Origin of the sequence: Carboxydothermus islandicus (assembly GCF_001950325.1) — a bacterium.
GTDB lineage: Bacteria > Bacillota > Z-2901 > Carboxydothermales > Carboxydothermaceae > Carboxydothermus > Carboxydothermus islandicus.
In genome coordinates this window covers 1-12,964 of sequence record NZ_BDJL01000007.1, presented here as the reverse complement: position 1 = coordinate 12,964, position 12,964 = coordinate 1, and the positions used below count along the sequence as shown (strand labels likewise).

The window sequence follows — 12,964 nt, the reverse complement described above, 5'->3', positions numbered from 1 at the left end:
CCCGCCTCAAATACCGCAATTCCGAAAATGCTCCGGATCCTGTGGAAAAAGAAATGCTCAAAGAGCTGGCAGCAAACCCGAAAAAACAGGAACTTTATCGCAACATAGAAAGGGATGGACACCGTTATTTTTACTATATGAAACCGCTATACATGGAAGAGCCGTGCCTCGATTGTCACGGTGAACCGATGGGGGCCAGGGATATTGCCGGCTATCCCAAAGAAGGGTATAAACTTGGGGATTTTGCCGGTGCTATTTCGCTGGTGGTTCCTGCGGATAATTTGCAAATCGAGTTTGAGCGCAAATTAAAAGGAAATTTTTTATTGTTTCTTGCCTTTTTGGGTACTATTGGTCTTTTTAGCTATACAGTTATAAAAAACACCATTGAAGAGCCGCTAAAAGAAATTGTGGCTATGACCGGAGAGGTGGCTACCGGTAACTTTAAGACGAAAGTTATAGAAACTAATAGCCGGGAGATTAAAGAACTTTCCGAAAACTTCCACCAGATGGCGCAAAAGTTAAAAGAACTGTATCATAATCTCGAAGAAAAAGTAAAAGAGCGAACATTGGAACTGGCCAGGACTAACGAGGAGTTGGCCCGGGCCAACGCTTTTAAATCGGAGATAATTGCCATGGTTAGCCATGAGCTCAAAACTCCGCTTACCAGCATTTTAGCCTTTGGCGAAATCCTTTTGGCCGACAGTGAAAACCTGCTTCCCTGGCAAAAAGAGTATTTAGAAGATATAATGGAAAGCGGCCAGGAACTTTTGAAGCAAATTGAAACACTCTTAACAATGGCCAAAATTGAAGCCGGCAAAATTACCGTTAGTTATTCTGCGGTAAATTTAAAAGAATTTTTTGAGCAATGCTTTAAATTTTATAAAAATAAAGCCCGGTCACGCCGGGTTAGCCTGAAAATTAAACCGAATATTACCGGAATTTTAATTACCGATGAACACAAACTGAAATTAATCCTGGGAAATATAATCGGTAACGCTATTAAGTTTACTCCACCGGGTGGCAAGATTTCTGTAGGAGTACGAAAAATTTTCGGTCGCCTTTATATCTATGTGAAAGATTCTGGTCCGGGAATAGCGACCGAAGACTTACCAAATATTTTTAATAAGTTCTGGCGCAAAGATCAAAAAGTTGACGGTACTGGCCTTGGGCTTACTTTGGCAAAAGACCTGTGTGAACTTCTCGGTTACGAAATTAAGGTAAAGTCTAAACTCGGCCGGGGAAGCAGTTTTTATATTGTTATTAAGGAAGGGTTTAGCGATGTATAAAATTTTAGTGGTGGAAGATGACCAGAAAATCCAAAAAGCTCTTGCCCATCTTTTAAAGGCTGAAAATTACGATTTTGTTCAGGCGTACGATGGAGAGGCGGCAGTGGAACATTTTTACCGGGAAAATTTTGACCTTGTTATATTGGATTTAAACCTTCCGAAGCAGGACGGATTTTCGGTCTTGAAGGAAATTAAAAACCGGGAAGACGTTCCGGTAATTATCCTGACCGCCCGGGGGGAGGAAATGGATAAAATTACCGGATTTACCCTGGGAGTGGATGATTACCTGACCAAACCCTTTAGCCCTGCTGAATTAATGCTTAGGATAAAAGCAGTCTTGCGGCGTTACCGCAAAGGCAAGGGTGAGGAGGAAATCCTGAAATATGGAGAGATAGCAGTAAATTTGAAAACTAAAGAAGTTTTAAAGAAGGGTGAAACGGTGGTCCTAACAGCTAAAGAGTATGCTCTGTTAGAGCTTTTATTAAAAAACCCAAACCGGATTTTTACTAAAGAACAAATTATAGATAGACTCTGGCCGGATAATTATCCCGAGGATCCCAATATCGTTTCGGTATTGGTCCGAAGGCTACGGGAAAAGATTGAAGAGGACCCGGGCAATCCCAGGATTATAAAAACGGTCTGGGGAATGGGATATAAAGCGGTAAAACCAGAATAACCTTTAGGGACGGTTCTTAGAACCACCATTTTCAATATCAAAAGAAAGCCCGCAGTTTGAGTGCTGCGGGCTTTCTTTATAGAAAAAGGGCGGGTGGATTATTTCTTTGCTTCTAAGGCTTTTAATCTTGCTTGATAGGCAAGTTCGATAGACTTATTTAAAGTAGCGAAAGCTTTAGACGGGTTGTGGAAACCAATGGAGTTTTCCGCCGCTACGTAATCCCAGTACCACTGGCTTTCCCGCTGTAGTTTTTGCGCTTCGGCTAAAATTGCCGGATCATAAGTACCTGCTGCAACCGATTTAATTGTCCTTAGAGTTTCGGCATTAGCTTCGCCCGCCCGGTCGATAGCGGCTTTCACCCGATCCTGAATATAGAACACTCTTTCGGTTAAGAACTTGGCATCTTTAGTGTGACACTTTTTACAGGCGGACATATCTTTTAAAGGTGATGTCCACTGGTGGCTTGCTACAGTAAAAGTAAGTTTACCACTTGTAACGGTTTTCCTGGGCATGTGGCAGTCGGCACAGGTAGCACCGGCTTTCTGGTGGGTGCTTCCCTGGAACATTTCAAACTCCGGATGCTGGGCTTTCAGTTCTTTAACAAAGGTTGAGGGATTGGTCCAGTCAGCAAAGCCTCTCTCTTCGTAGTACTGGTAGATATTTTCCGGATCAAATCCCTTATCCCAGGGGAAGGTAAGTTTTTTCCCGTTTTGCGGGTCAAAGAAGTACTCCACGTGGCACTGGGCGCAGACATAAGTGCGCAACTGGGATTGGGACGCTTTGGTTACATCAATGCCGCGCCGTTTCATTGCTTCGACAAAGGCCGGCCTGGTGATTACTAACTTGTAGGTTTTCAGGTCGTGGCAATCACTGCAACCGATGGAGTGTTTAAATTCATCCTGATAAACCAGCATTGGTAAAGTATAGTAGGCGTCACCGTATTTTTTCATAGCTGCCGGCACATTGGAAGATTTACAGGTCATGCAGGTCATCGGGGTTGCGGGAGAAAGCCGCTTGGTTGATTTAACGTCTTCTAAAGCATAATAGTGTCCCCGGTCTTCGTTGTAGTCCTTGCTAAAAGGCATACCTTCCCAAAGAGTTTTTAAGTAAGGAGACTCCTCCAGATGGGAGTAAGGTACTGAGCCGCCGTACTTACTGGGCTCTTTCTTCATCTCGCTGTTTTTAAAGAAAGTTTTAGAAACTTCCGCAATGATTTGCGAAAGGGTAGGTTTTGGCGGGGCTTTTTTTACAGCAGCTTCGGTAGTAACCACCGGGCTTACTATTACCAAAGCTAAAATTAAGAGAAAAAGCCCCACGACTAAAAGGTAATAAGACTTCTTCATGGTCATCCCTCCTTGAAAGTGTTTGTTTTCACTTTTACTCTAAGAGATATTTCTTACAAAATTCTTACAAAATTAATTTTTTCCTAAAATTTTCTTGACGAAGGGGGAAGTAACTGGGAAAATAAAAGTAAAAATATACCTGTAAAGGAATGGCAAGCGTGACTGTCATTTCTAAAAAACCATTTAAAATTTTAGGAATTATTTTAATCTTAAGCGGAATTGGTTTTTATTTTAATAAAGTTATCATTAAAGATATTTATGTAAAATCCTATTATCAGTATTTATTAAAAGCTGAGTATGATAGAGCAGCAAACTATCTATTTTACTGGGATGAATTTTCTGATAGACCTGCAAAGCTACCAACTTTTAAAGCAAAGAATCTTTATTTGAAAAAGACCGAACTACTAAAGGGTCGAGGTTATAGGGTGGTAGAAATAAAAGATATTTCAAGGCGTATTGATGATGGTCTTTTAATTTATAGGGTTAAGGGTATTTATGAAGTTAATGGTGAGAAAAATAGCTTTGAAGATGAACTTTACTTTATTAACAATAAAATCATGATTGAAAATAGCACCGACCCCTACCTAAGATACCGGGACGGAAAAATATAAGGAGGCCTCTTATGCCCTTTGAGTGGATGGATTTTTTTTGGACGGTAATTAACTTTTTTATATTAATTGGAATGCTTTATCTTGCGGTAAGGTTTATTAAAAAATACTGGTAGTCTTATTTTAATGGGTGGTAAAAAAGATGAGGAGAAAAGGAATCTTTATCCTATTAATTGTTTTAATATTCCTCTTTTTATTTTTTAACTTAACTCCAGCGGCAGAAATTTTAAATAATAAATTTTCTCAGTTTGGCGAGTTTCTAAAAAAAATTAATCACGATAAAAAGTATGATGTAGTTGTTGCCAGAATTGGCGACCGGGATGTGACGTTAAGAGAGTTTGAACTGTTTAAAAGATTTTTTGCTTTAGACGGCAGAACTGTTACTCCGGAAGAGGTGCTGGAGGAATTAAAGAGGCGAACGGTGTTGCAGGAAGAAGCCGAAAAACGAAAAATAACTGTTTCCGATCAAGAAGTAGAAACCGCAATAGTAGTTAACAAAGAAGGTATGGAAAACTTAAAAAAGACCAATCCGGCAGAGTATAGTGAGTTTCTAAGTTACCTTGAAGGGTTAAATATGACCGAAGAACAATACTGGAAAAGTAATGAAGTTTTTGAAATTTACCGTAAGGCGCTTGTAACAGGGAAGGTTCGGCAAGCGATTTTAAAAGAGTTAAGTGAAAAATATAACCTTACCGGAAATGAGCTTCAGAAAAAGTATCGGGATTATATCGAAGAAGAAAAGGCAAAACTTAAAGTTAAAATTTTAAAACCGGAGCTTATCGGAATAAAAAACGGTACAGATTCCTAAAAGCCATTAGCTTATTGTGGATATAAATATTAACCAGAGGAGTGGGGGTTTATTATTCATGAAAAAGAATAAGATATTTTTAATCTTTATTTTTGGGATTATACTTTTACTTTTAACTGCTTGTAGTACCAATTATGATGAAAATACATTAAAAAGTATTTTAATAAAAGAAATAAAAGAAAACATTCTGCCAGCCGAAAATATCAAGGTAGTTTTATTAAAAAAATTTAATAAAAATGAGTATGTAGCTATCTGTAATTATGACATTGTAAATAGCAATTATGAAGATCTCGTGCAAATAAATATTAAATACGGCAAAGTTAACGTATATGGCTTAGGCGGAGGTATTGGAAAAACCAGTCCCGTTCAAAAGATGACCATTTCCAGTACTTCGTATGATTCGGAAAAGTTCAAATTTTTAATGGTTTACGGAACAGTATTTGATAATCGTATTGCCAAAGTTAAGGTAGTTTATGTTGATGGTAAAGAGGAAGTAAGTGATGTAATTTATGAAAGCGACCTTGGCGGATATCTTTTCTACCGGGAGAATTATGTAAAAGGCTTTAAAAGAGTAGAAGCCTATGATAAAAATGGCAATTTGATCGAAAGATCCGATCAGTTGGGAGGGGTTTTTTAATGGGCATCGGAATGAATGAACTTTTTATAATTTTTGTAATTTTATTAATTATTGGTGCTGCCCTTATAGTCGTGAAAATAGTAAAAAAATAATAGGGTGGTGTTGATTTTGGGTATCTTAAGGAATTTTAAAAAATTATTTTTTGTATTTATCTTGTTGCTTTTATTAATAATACAAGACAAGGCAGGTCTTCATCTAAAAAAGTTAGTCGCCTATGGAGAACTAAATGGTTACTTTTATTTAGGTTTTTTAAGCCTCTATCCGGTTTTAATTGGAGGATTTCTGTTTTTGACGTTAAAAGAATTTGCTTTAATTAATTTACCGCAAAATACTTTGAAAACTTCTGTAGTGCCGCTAATTGTTTTTCTCTATATCACCTTGATGCCGCTTTTATATTACACTCCGGTTGCCAAATATTTACCTCTGGGCTCAGCCCTTTTGCAGTATCCGGCGGTAATTAATATTAGCGGAATTGCTGCTGGTTTTCTTGTACTTTGGTTAATCTTTAAACCCCAAAAAGCATAAGAAATTTTAGGCAATCCGCAATTGCTTACAAAAGGTGAAATTGCTGCTTATGTTATTTATTTAATTATACTGTTAATTGGTTCGTTTAATTAACAAATGAAAAGATGATGAATTATGGAATATAAGAAAACTGTATCCAAATTAATGAAAGTCGTTATTATATTTTTTCTTTCATTATTTATTTGTATTGTTTTAAACTCAATCATAGTTATTATTATCGAAAAACCAATTAATGATTATATTTTATTTATGTTTTATGCAACGTTTCCTTATTACCTAAGTGCTATTTTTTTAAAGAGGACGAAAACTATATTTTCAAATGTTGAGATACTTATATATGCATTAATTTTTAATTCTTTTGAAAAATTATTATGGTTGTATTTAGGGTATTTAATTTATTTAGGTAGTCCAGACGGTAAACTTATAAATGAAAATTTACTTACTTTTATTCGCCGGGAATTGTTTTCCTTTTATTCATATGAATATATATTTGGCGGAAGTATTTTAAGTATATTGACTTTCGTTGTAGCAATAAGAAAGAAATAAACACTGGTCAGAAATACGATGGGGTAAAATGACGGGATTTTTTTCCTTTTTTCCCCTTTTCCCGTCACCCTTTTATTCCTCCCGCATATCATATAGGGAAGAGGATGCGGGAGGGATGGTATGGGTGTTTTAGGTGCACTTATTACCCTGGTAGTGGAAGGCCTTTTATTTTTACTTGGATATTTGGCCGGCAGTGCTTTTCCCCAGCCGTTATCGGAAGAAGAGGAGGCCTACTACATTGATAGGCTTTTACAGGGTGACCGGGAAGCCCGGGATGTGCTGGCGGAGCGGAATTTGCGGTTGGTTGCCCACATCGTAAAAAAGTTTGAAGGCACCGGGGAAGCGACGGAAGATTTAATTTCCATTGGTACCATTGGGCTTATTAAAGCTATCGATACCTTTCGCCCCGATAAAGGAACCAAGCTTGCTACCTATGCGGCAAAATGCGTGGAAAACGAAATCTTAATGCATCTTCGCGCCACCAAGAAAAACCGGGGTGAGGTTTCCCTTTATGATCCCATTGGTTTTGACAAAGAGGGAAATGAAATTACCCTTTTAGATATTCTCGGCACCCGGGGGGATATCGTCTTAGAGCAGGTGGTGCGGATGCTCGATGCCGAGACTATCGAGAAAAATTTAAAGAAACTAACTCCCCGGGAACGAAAGGTAATTGAAGAGCGGTTTGGGCTTTCCCAAACCCCCAGGAAAACCCAGCGGGAAATTGCCAGGAAAATGGGGATTTCCCGCTCATATGTATCGCGGATCGAGAAAAAAGCAATTTTAAAGCTTTTAAATTGCTTTCCGGAAAATAACTTAAAACATTAAAGCCGCCTAAAAATTTGGGCGGTTTTTTGTGAAAAAAACTAATTTACAAAAAAACGTTTTTTCGATATTCTTAAATCAGAATATCGGAGGTGGAAAGTTGCGTTTAAGAAGCAAATTGTGGATTGTAACCGATGAGGGGGAAAAATTGTTTGGCGATGGACCGTACCGTTTGCTTTTGGGAGTGCAGAAAACCGGTTCTTTAAAAAAAGCTGCCGATGAGCAAAAGATGGCTTACAGTAAAGCGTATATGCTTATAAAAGCCTTGGAACAAAGGCTTGGAATAAAACTGTTAAACTTTTACAAAGGCGGAAAAGGGGGCGGAAGAGCTGAATTAACCGGGGACGGCCTTAAGCTTTTAGAAAAATACGGGGAATTTCGCAAGCGGGCTCAGGATTACCTGGATGAATTATTTGCAGCTTATTTTAAGGAGGAGTAAACGAATGCAGTCAATAATTAATTTATTTCTGGCTTTTTTAAAAGTCGGGGCGTTCTCCTTTGGTGGAGCGTACTCTTTAATTCCCATTATTGAACGGGAAGTGGTGGAAAATTATCGGTGGCTGACCAAAGATGAATTTATGGAAGTACTGGGAATATCCCAGGCAATTCCGGGAGCAATTTCCGCCAAATTTGCCACCTATACCGGTTACAAAGTGGCTGGTATAATAGGAGTGGTTGTTGCCAATATTGGCAATATTCTACCACCGGTTTTATTAATGCTTAGCTTAATCGGAATACTCTTTAAAATTGGCCATCATCCGTTAACCAAAAGTTTCTTAAAAGGGGTAAAATACGGTACCTTTGCAATGGTACTGGGCTTTGGGGTTTCAATGCTTTTAAAGACAAGTTTTGCAGTTAAAGGATATATAATTGCTGTGCTGGTTTTTACGGCGGTAGCTTTTTTTAATTTTGATCCCGCTTTAACCATTGTTGGGGCAGGAATTTTAGGTATAATCTTATTTAAATAGAGGTGGAGATGATGAAAAAAGTTCCGGTACAGGAAGCGGTAGGGATGGTTTTATGCCACGATATTACCAAAATCGTTCCGGGAGAATTTAAAGGCCCTGCCTTTAAAAAGGGCCATATTATCCGGGAAGAAGACATTCCCGAACTTTTAAAGTTGGGAAAAGATCACATTTACGTCTGGGAAGTAAAAGAGGGAATTCTCCACGAAAACGATGCAGCCCGGAGAATTGCCCGGGCAGTTGGTGGAGACCGGTTTATTTTTACCGAACCTAAAGAAGGGAAAGTTAATCTCTTAGTAAAGGAACGGGGACTTTTCAAAGTCGATCGGGAGGCTTTATTTGAGATTAATATGTTGGGAGAACTTATGGTTTCTACCCTTCACACCAACCGGGTGGTGGAGCCCGGTCAGTATGTAGCCGGCACCCGGATTATTCCCCTGGTGATTGAAGAGGAAAAGATAAAAAAAGTAGAAGAGATTTGTCGGGATAAAAAGGTTTTAGAGGTAAAACCCTTAGCCCAACCAAAGGTAGGGGTTGTAAATACCGGTAACGAAATTTTTTATGGCCGGATTGAAGATAAGTTTACACCGGTGTTGGCGGAAAAGTTAAAAGCTTTTGGTCTAACAATAGACATGCATCTTAGAGCACCCGATGACGTCGAGAAAATCGCCGAAGCCATTTTAAAACTGAAAGAAGCGGGTATGGAGCTAATTTTAGCTACCGGTGGTATGTCGGTAGACCCCGATGACTTAACGCCGGGAGGAATTAAAAGAGCCGGTGGCGAAGTAGTAGTATATGGGTCGCCGGTGCTTCCCGGTGCTATGTTCCTGTATGCTCTTTTGGATGGAGTACCGGTTTTAGGACTTCCCGGTTGTGTCATGTACAGTAAAACTACCATCTTTGATTTGGTTCTTCCCCGGATCTTAGCCGGGGAAGTACTAACCCGAAAAGATATTGCAGCTCTCGGGCACGGAGGTCTTTGCCTGGAATGCCCGGTTTGCACCTACCCCCATTGTCCCTTTGGAAAATAAAGGAGGAAATATGTTAAAATATTTTTGGCCGGATTTATACCTGGAAAAGGTTACCGTACTGGATGAAGAGCTCTTAAAAAAATATAATTTAAAAGGAATAATTCTTGACCTTGATAACACCATTTCCCCCTGGGGGGAGAAAACCATTCCCCGGGATGTGGTTAAATGGGTGAAAAAATTGCAAGAGTTCGGTATAAAGTTTTGCCTGGTTTCCAACAACAGCAACGAGCGGGTGCGAGAAGTGGCTGTTTTTCTGGGTATCCCTTATGTAGCCCGGGCCATTAAACCCCGGCGGCGGGCGTTTTTGCAGGGAGTGGAGCTTATGGGGCTTAAACCGTCGGAAGTGGCGGTGATAGGGGACCAGCTTTTAACCGACATAATTGGAGCCAAAAGAGCGGGGTTAATGGCAATCCTGGTAACACCTATGGCTTCCCGGGAGTTTATCGGAACGAAAATCAACAGGTTTGTCGAAAGCTTCCTTTTAAAGCGACTTTTACAAAAGGGTCTGAAAAGATACGGTCCTCAGGGGGGATTAAATGGCCATGCGGATAAACGGTGAAACCAAACTAACGGGGATAATCGGCTATCCATTAAAACATACCCTCTCCCCCCGGATGCATAATGAAGCTTTTAAGGCCTTAAATTTAAATTACCTGTACCTGCCCCTGGAAGTTGCTGAAGATAGCTTGCCCCAGGCCATCTCTGGCCTAAAAGCTTTTAACTTTCGGGGGATTAACGTGACCATTCCTTATAAAGAAAAGGTTTTTCCTTTTTTAGATGAAGTAGCGACGGAAGCAAAAACCATTGGTGCGGTAAATACCATCGTTCATGACCGGGGAAGGCTTATTGGTTACAATACCGATGCCCCCGGCTTTTTATTAAGCTTAAAAGAAAACGGCGTTGAAGTTACCGGGAAAAAAGTTTTGCTCTTAGGAGCGGGGGGAGCGGCGCGGGCGGTAGCGTATGCCCTTTTAACCGCCGGAGCTGAGCTTGTCATTGCTAACCGCACCATCGATAAGGCAAAGGAATTAGCTAAAGACTTCCGGGGAGTTGGGAAAATATCCGAAATTCTTGAACTTGGCGAAAAACCCCTTTCCCTTGAGCCTTATCATATGGTAGTTAATACTTTACCCCTGGGAATGCATCCTTATGAAAACCAGATGCCGGCGGTGGATTTTACCGGCGTTACTTCCGATTTTGTGGCTTACGACCTAATTTACAACCCTGCCGAAACTAAATTCTTAAAAGCTTCTAAAGAAAAAGGGGCCAGGACAATAAACGGCCTTTCCATGCTGCTCTGGCAGGGGGTTCTGGCTTTTGAAAAATGGACCGGGGTTAGCCCGCCGGTAGAGGTGATGAAAAAAGCTATCGGGCTTTCTTGTTAAAGAGCAGGGAATTAAGTAAAATAGAGGTAAATTTTACTGATGGGGGTTGTGCGATGTTTCGGTATTTAACTTCGGGGGAATCCCACGGTGAAGGATTATATGTGATTTTAGAAGGAGTGCCGGCCGGACTTAAGGTTGACCTTGATTACATAAACCACGAACTTTCCCGCCGACAACTGGGTTATGGCCGGGGAGAGCGGATGAAAATAGAAAAAGATGAAGCGCAAATTTTAACCGGCGTCCGGGGAGGCCTTACCACCGGAGCACCTATTACCATAAAGGTTAAAAACCGGGATTATGAAAACTGGGAAAAGTTTATGCGGACCACCGGAGAAATCGAACCCGGTCGGGAGGTTACCGTGCCGCGTCCGGGTCATGCCGATTTAGCCGGGGGATTAAAGTACGGTCATAAAGATTTAAGGAACGTTTTGGAAAGGGCTTCGGCCCGGGAGACAGCGATCCGGGTAGCTGCGGGAGCGGTAGCCAAACTTTTTTTAGCGGAGTTCGGAGTTAGGATTTACAGTCACGTATTGAGAATTGGTTCGGTGGAAGTAGAATATCCCGGGGGTCTTCCGGAAGAAGAGCTAAAAAAGGCCGATGAACATCCGCTGCGCTGTCTTGACTCTCAGGTGGAAAGCAGAATGCTCAAGTGGGTGGATCGGGCCCGGGAAAACGGGGATACTTTGGGTGGTATTTTTGAGGTGGTGGTATTTGGGCTACCTCCTGGTCTGGGAAGCTATGTTCACTGGGATAGAAAATTAGATGGTCGTTTGGCCGGAGCATTAATGGCTATACCTTCGGCTAAAGGGGTAGAGATTGGCGATGGTATAGCTCTTGCCAACATTCCCGGACGGATGGCGGTGGATGAAATTTATTACGAAAATGGCCGCTTTTACCGAAAAACCAATAGAGCCGGGGGATTAGAAGGCGGAGTAACCAATGGCATGCCGTTAATAGCCAAAGTTTCCTTAAAACCCATTCCCACCCAGATAAAGCCCTTAAAATCGGTGGATATCAGGACCAAGGAAACAAAGCCGGCTCAGGTAGAACGGTCGGACATAACAGCCGTTCCGGCGGCGGGTGTAGTAGGGGAAGCGGTAACTGCCCTGGTATTAATGGAAAGCTTTCTTGAAAAATTTGGCGGGGACCAAATTAAGGAAACAAAAAGAAATTATGAAAATTATCTTCAGTATATAACAAATTATTAGAAGGAAAAGTTAAATTTATAGCGAAAAATACATTATAGAAAGGTGAAAAAATGAACAATCGCTTTATCGACTGTCTGGGGGAAATGTGCCCGATCCCGGTGATAAAAGCCGAAGAAGAGTTTAAAAAGCTTAATCCCGGAGAAAGCTTTGTTTTAGAAACGGATCATAGCTGTGCTCCTCTATTTATAAAAAAGCAGTTAAAAAAATATAAATGCAAAATTAAAATAAAAGAAGTTGATTTTGGCATCTGGCAGGTTACGGTCGAAAAGTGTTAAGGAGGATAAAATCCTTTGAAGACCGAAAAGAGAGCTTATTATTTATCAGTAATACCGGGTTATTTATTATTAGTAGGTTTGGGGATAACATTATCTATCACAAATCCTGCTATGCTTTTGTATTATTTTTTGGGGATGGGTATGGGTTTTGCCATGCAAAAAAGCAGGATTTGCGTGGCTTCAGCCTTTAATGATTTATTTTTGTTTAAAAACCCTGTCGGCATGAAAAATCTTTTTTTCTTAATTTTATTCACCACTGTAGTATTTGGGAGCCTTCAATTTTTTTTACCAACGCATTTTGGTAAGGGTTCTATCTACTATACCGGCCCCTATAACCTCCTTGGTGGTATTTTATTTGGTTTTGGCATGGTCTGGGCTGGCGGTTGTGCTGGAAGTACCCTGGTAAGGATAGGGGAAGGCCAGTTAGCAGCCTTTTTAGTCTTTATTTTCATGTTTTTCGGTACCTTTTTTGGAACATATCTTTTTAACTTTATCTGGGAAATGGTAATTTCCTTTAAACCTGTTTATTTACCTGAAGCTTTAGGATGGCAAAACGCTCTTTTGTTACAATTGTTTTTAATAGTTTCAATGATCTTAATATTTTATTTCTGGGAAAAAAAGCAGGAAGCTTTGGCAGAAATCGAGTTAGAATGGGAAGGTACCCCTTTTTGGAAAAGGCCCTGGCCTTATCTGGTGGGGGCTTTGCTTTTTGCGGTATTTAGTGGACTCATCTTTTATTTTTCGGTGAAAGTGTGGCGGGTTAATACCATCTTTTCCTTCTGGGGTTTATGGATCTTAAAAAGTCTTGGAATAAACATTGAAAGCTGGAAATTTCTTGGTTTATTGGGC

The 12,964-nt window shown here is 40.3% G+C and carries 18 protein-coding genes; 17 read left to right on the top strand and 1 reads right to left on the bottom strand.

Going from position 1 to position 12,964, the window contains the following annotated elements; translation table 11 throughout:
* Together ciss_RS01740 and ciss_RS01735 are read left to right on the top strand one after the other, a co-directional pair.
* Positions 1–1,286: ATP-binding protein (locus ciss_RS01740; protein ID WP_166503962.1), on the top strand; the 1,286-nt coding region annotated here is incomplete at its 5' end.
* Entirely contained in the window at positions 1,279–1,962 is a 684-nt protein-coding gene (locus ciss_RS01735; RefSeq protein ID WP_075864596.1) for a response regulator transcription factor, read from the top strand. The genes ciss_RS01740 and ciss_RS01735, both read left to right, overlap by 8 nt.
* Positions 1,963–2,060: 98 nt before the next feature.
* Here ciss_RS01735 and ciss_RS01730 read toward each other — a convergent pair whose 3' ends face one another.
* Positions 2,061–3,305, bottom strand: coding sequence for an ammonia-forming cytochrome c nitrite reductase subunit c552 (locus ciss_RS01730; RefSeq protein WP_075864595.1), 1,245 nt, complete (start codon positions 3,303–3,305; stop codon positions 2,061–2,063).
* 158 nt (positions 3,306–3,463) lie between these two features.
* Here ciss_RS01730 and ciss_RS01725 point away from each other — a divergent pair, with 158 nt between their 5' ends.
* From ciss_RS01725 to ciss_RS01660, 15 genes are all read left to right on the top strand, one after another.
* Positions 3,464–3,916: a hypothetical protein gene (locus tag ciss_RS01725; RefSeq protein WP_075864594.1), complete on the top strand. Its 453-nt coding sequence runs from the start codon at positions 3,464–3,466 to the stop codon at positions 3,914–3,916.
* Positions 3,917–3,927: 11 nt separating this feature from the next.
* Positions 3,928–4,029, top strand: coding sequence for an ATP synthase F0 subunit B (locus tag ciss_RS13650; protein ID WP_166503961.1), 102 nt, complete (start codon positions 3,928–3,930; stop codon positions 4,027–4,029).
* Positions 4,030–4,055: 26 nt separating this feature from the next.
* Positions 4,056–4,721 carry a SurA N-terminal domain-containing protein gene (locus tag ciss_RS01720; protein WP_075864593.1) on the top strand — a complete coding sequence of 222 codons (666 nt, stop codon included), beginning with the start codon at positions 4,056–4,058 and terminating at the stop codon, positions 4,719–4,721.
* 58 nt (positions 4,722–4,779) lie between these two features.
* Positions 4,780–5,358: a hypothetical protein gene (locus tag ciss_RS01715; protein WP_075864592.1), complete on the top strand. Its 579-nt coding sequence runs from the start codon at positions 4,780–4,782 to the stop codon at positions 5,356–5,358.
* Between the two features lie 288 nt (positions 5,359–5,646).
* Positions 5,647–5,883 carry a hypothetical protein gene (locus tag ciss_RS13155; protein WP_143298452.1) on the top strand — a complete coding sequence of 79 codons (237 nt, stop codon included), beginning with the start codon at positions 5,647–5,649 and terminating at the stop codon, positions 5,881–5,883.
* A gap of 114 nt (positions 5,884–5,997) precedes the next feature.
* Entirely contained in the window at positions 5,998–6,429 is a 432-nt protein-coding gene (locus ciss_RS01705) for a hypothetical protein (RefSeq protein ID WP_075864590.1), read from the top strand.
* Between the two features lie 120 nt (positions 6,430–6,549).
* The gene (sigK, locus tag ciss_RS01700; protein WP_075864589.1) at positions 6,550–7,254 is read left to right on the top strand and encodes an RNA polymerase sporulation sigma factor SigK; all 705 of its coding nucleotides are present in this window, start codon (positions 6,550–6,552) and stop codon (positions 7,252–7,254) included.
* A gap of 97 nt (positions 7,255–7,351) precedes the next feature.
* The gene (locus tag ciss_RS01695) at positions 7,352–7,690 is read left to right on the top strand and encodes a winged helix-turn-helix domain-containing protein (protein ID WP_075864697.1); all 339 of its coding nucleotides are present in this window, start codon (positions 7,352–7,354) and stop codon (positions 7,688–7,690) included.
* 4 nt (positions 7,691–7,694) lie between these two features.
* A complete protein-coding gene (locus tag ciss_RS01690) occupies positions 7,695–8,219 on the top strand; it encodes a chromate transporter (RefSeq protein ID WP_075864588.1) in 525 nt (174 codons plus the stop codon).
* Between the two features lie 8 nt (positions 8,220–8,227).
* Positions 8,228–9,247, top strand: coding sequence for a molybdopterin-binding protein (locus ciss_RS01685; protein WP_235837223.1), 1,020 nt, complete (start codon positions 8,228–8,230; stop codon positions 9,245–9,247).
* Between the two features lie 10 nt (positions 9,248–9,257).
* A complete protein-coding gene (locus tag ciss_RS01680) occupies positions 9,258–9,806 on the top strand; it encodes a YqeG family HAD IIIA-type phosphatase (RefSeq protein WP_075864586.1) in 549 nt (182 codons plus the stop codon).
* On the top strand, positions 9,784–10,632 hold the full coding sequence (gene aroE / locus ciss_RS01675) for a shikimate dehydrogenase (protein WP_075864585.1): 849 nt from the start codon (positions 9,784–9,786) through the stop codon (positions 10,630–10,632). The genes ciss_RS01680 and aroE overlap by 23 nt, the downstream gene beginning before the upstream one ends.
* Before the next feature lie 53 nt (positions 10,633–10,685).
* The gene (gene aroC, locus ciss_RS01670; protein ID WP_075864584.1) at positions 10,686–11,840 is read left to right on the top strand and encodes a chorismate synthase; all 1,155 of its coding nucleotides are present in this window, start codon (positions 10,686–10,688) and stop codon (positions 11,838–11,840) included.
* Between the two features lie 50 nt (positions 11,841–11,890).
* Positions 11,891–12,115, top strand: a complete 225-nt coding sequence (locus tag ciss_RS01665) for a sulfurtransferase TusA family protein (protein ID WP_075864583.1) — start codon at positions 11,891–11,893, stop codon at positions 12,113–12,115.
* 15 nt (positions 12,116–12,130) lie between these two features.
* On the top strand, positions 12,131–12,964 hold an 834-nt coding region (locus ciss_RS01660; protein WP_075864582.1), incomplete at its 3' end, for a YeeE/YedE family protein.

Coding starts and splice junctions, on each gene's coding strand:
- sigK (WP_075864589.1), top strand. CDS start 6,550: ATGGGTGTTTTAGGTGCACTTATTACCCTGGTAGTGGAAGGCCTTTTA.
- ciss_RS01685 (WP_235837223.1), top strand. CDS start 8,228: ATGATGAAAAAAGTTCCGGTACAGGAAGCGGTAGGGATGGTTTTATGC.
- aroC (WP_075864584.1), top strand. CDS start 10,686: ATGTTTCGGTATTTAACTTCGGGGGAATCCCACGGTGAAGGATTATAT.
- ciss_RS01715 (WP_075864592.1), top strand. CDS start 4,780: ATGAAAAAGAATAAGATATTTTTAATCTTTATTTTTGGGATTATACTT.
- ciss_RS01705 (WP_075864590.1), top strand. CDS start 5,998: ATGGAATATAAGAAAACTGTATCCAAATTAATGAAAGTCGTTATTATA.
- aroE (WP_075864585.1), top strand. CDS start 9,784: ATGGCCATGCGGATAAACGGTGAAACCAAACTAACGGGGATAATCGGC.
- ciss_RS01665 (WP_075864583.1), top strand. CDS start 11,891: ATGAACAATCGCTTTATCGACTGTCTGGGGGAAATGTGCCCGATCCCG.
- ciss_RS01735 (WP_075864596.1), top strand. CDS start 1,279: ATGTATAAAATTTTAGTGGTGGAAGATGACCAGAAAATCCAAAAAGCT.
- ciss_RS01730 (WP_075864595.1), bottom strand. CDS start 3,305: ATGAAGAAGTCTTATTACCTTTTAGTCGTGGGGCTTTTTCTCTTAATT.
- ciss_RS01680 (WP_075864586.1), top strand. CDS start 9,258: ATGTTAAAATATTTTTGGCCGGATTTATACCTGGAAAAGGTTACCGTA.
- ciss_RS13650 (WP_166503961.1), top strand. CDS start 3,928: ATGCCCTTTGAGTGGATGGATTTTTTTTGGACGGTAATTAACTTTTTT.
- ciss_RS01690 (WP_075864588.1), top strand. CDS start 7,695: ATGCAGTCAATAATTAATTTATTTCTGGCTTTTTTAAAAGTCGGGGCG.
- ciss_RS01720 (WP_075864593.1), top strand. CDS start 4,056: ATGAGGAGAAAAGGAATCTTTATCCTATTAATTGTTTTAATATTCCTC.